Genomic DNA, 2,162 nt, shown 5'->3' on the forward strand with positions numbered 1-2,162 from the left:
GATCTTTTCGACGATGACCCCCCCTTCAAAACCGGCATTGGCGGCGATCTGCTTCAGCGGCATTTCCAGCGACTTGGTCAGGATGTCGATGCCGAACTGCATGTCGCCGTTCAGCTTGAACTTTTTCAAATTCTGGGCGCACTTGAGCAAAGCCACGCCGCCGCCCGGCACGATGCCTTCCTCGACGGCCGCCTTGGTAGCGTGCATGGCGTCCTCGACCCGGGCCTTCTTTTCCTTCATCTCGGTCTCGGTAGCGGCGCCGACCTTGATGACGGCAACGCCGCCGGAAAGCTTGGCCAGCCTTTCCTGGAGCTTTTCCTTATCGTAGTCGGAGGTGGTATCCTCGATCTGGCGCTTGATCTGGTTGATCCGGCCCTTGATGTCCGCATCCTTGCCGATGCCTTCGACGATGGTGGTGTTGTCCTTGTCGACCGTGACTTTCTTGGCCGAGCCGAGCCAATCGAGGCCGACCGATTCCAGCTTGACGCCGATCTCCTCGGAAATCACCTTGCCTCCGGTCAGGATGGCGATGTCTTCCAGCATGGCCTTGCGGCGGTCGCCGAAGCCCGGGGCCTTGACGGCCACGACGTTCAGCAGGCCGCGGATCTTGTTGTAAACCAGGGTGGCCAGCGCTTCGCCTTCGATATCCTCGGCCACGATGACCAGCGGCCGACCCGACTTGGCGATCTGCTCAAGCAGCGGCAGCATTTCGCGCAAATTGGAAATCTTCTTTTCGTTCAAGAGGATCAGCGGGTTCTCCAGCGAGACCACCATCTTGTCCGAGTCGGTCACGAAGTAGGCCGAGATGTAGCCGCGGTCGAACTGCATGCCCTCGACCAGGTCCAGGGTGGTGTCCAGCGACTTGGCTTCCTCGACGGTGATGACGCCGTCCTTGCCCACCTTGTCCATGGCTTCGGCGATGATCTCGCCGATGGAAATCTCATTGTTGGCCGAAATGGAACCGACCTGGGCGATCATTTTGCCGGAAACGCTCTGGCTCATTTTTTTCAGGTCCTTGACGACCTGCTCCACGCCCATGTCGATCCCCTTCTTGATCAGGGTCGGGTTGGCGCCGGCGGCGACCATTTTCAGGCCTTCGCCGTAAATGCTCTGGGCCAAAACGGTGGCGGTGGTGGTCCCGTCCCCGGCGATGTCGGAAGTCTTGGAGGCCACTTCCTTGACCATCTGCGCCCCCATGTTTTCCTTTGGATCGGACAGCTCGATCTCCTTGGCCACGGTCACCCCGTCCTTGGTGATGGTCGGTGACCCGAATTTTTTCTCCAGCACGATATTGCGTCCGCGCGGACCGAGGGTGGCTTTCACCGTGTCGGCCAGCTGGTTGACGCCATTCAAGATAGCCTTTCTGGCTTCTTCTCCCAAAATAATTTCTTTAGCCATTTTTCCTCCTTATTTAAGATATTGACCTTTTTTAAAACAACCGCTTACTTGACAATGGCCAGCAAGTCTTTCCGCTCTATAATCAGATGCTTCTTGCCGCCAACTTTGAATTCCTGACCGGAATACTTACTGAACAGTACCTTGTCACCCACTTTGAACAAATCCTTCATGGGCTTTTTCCCTTCAATGTCAAAGTCATTTCCGATAGCTTTAATGATGCCTATCATGGGTTTTTCCTTGGCTGTGTCGGGAATGACAAGCGAGCCCACTTTTTCCTCTTCTTCGATCGGTTCGACCAAAACTCGGTCATCCAAAGGATGTAAATTCATATTTAACCTCCTAAATTTGAATTTATTTCTGTAAAAATAGTATAAAGTAAAATTTCGAGCTTGTCAACCCATAATATTTTATTTATCAAAAAAATATGAGTATAATTATATCAACCACAAAAGTAGTCAGTAGGCAGTAGTTAGTAGCCAGTAGGAAGAATTTTTTGCAAACTAATGCAAAAACTATTTGCTGTAAGTAGATTTTCCTACTAACTACTGACTACTAACTACTAACTACTTGTCTTTTCACTATATCTAACGCTTTCTTGCCATAAGCCCTGCGCCAGGTTCACCCCAACCAAATCACTACGGTCAAGAGCGAAAACATAGTGATCAACACCCCGGCCCGGGCGTGCTCGCCGAAGCGGATCGTCACCCCGTAATCCCTGGCGCTTTCGATTACAATGAGGTTGGCGATGCTGCCGATGGTGATCA

The 2,162-nt window shown here is 52.5% G+C and carries 2 protein-coding genes; both read right to left on the reverse strand.

Annotated elements, in window-relative coordinates; all coding sequences use genetic code 11:
- A partial coding sequence (gene groL / locus NTW95_14075) for a chaperonin GroEL (protein MCX6558535.1) occupies nucleotides 1–1,398 on the reverse strand: 1,398 nt, incomplete at its 3' end.
- Nucleotides 1,399–1,442: 44 nt separating this feature from the next.
- Complete coding sequence (locus NTW95_14080) at nucleotides 1,443–1,727, reverse strand: co-chaperone GroES (protein ID MCX6558536.1); 285 nt, start codon at nucleotides 1,725–1,727, stop codon at nucleotides 1,443–1,445.
- Between the last annotated feature and the right edge of the window lie 435 nt (nucleotides 1,728–2,162).

The sequence above is a fragment of the Candidatus Aminicenantes bacterium genome (genome assembly GCA_026393795.1).
GTDB lineage: Bacteria > Acidobacteriota > Aminicenantia > UBA2199 > UBA2199 > UBA2199.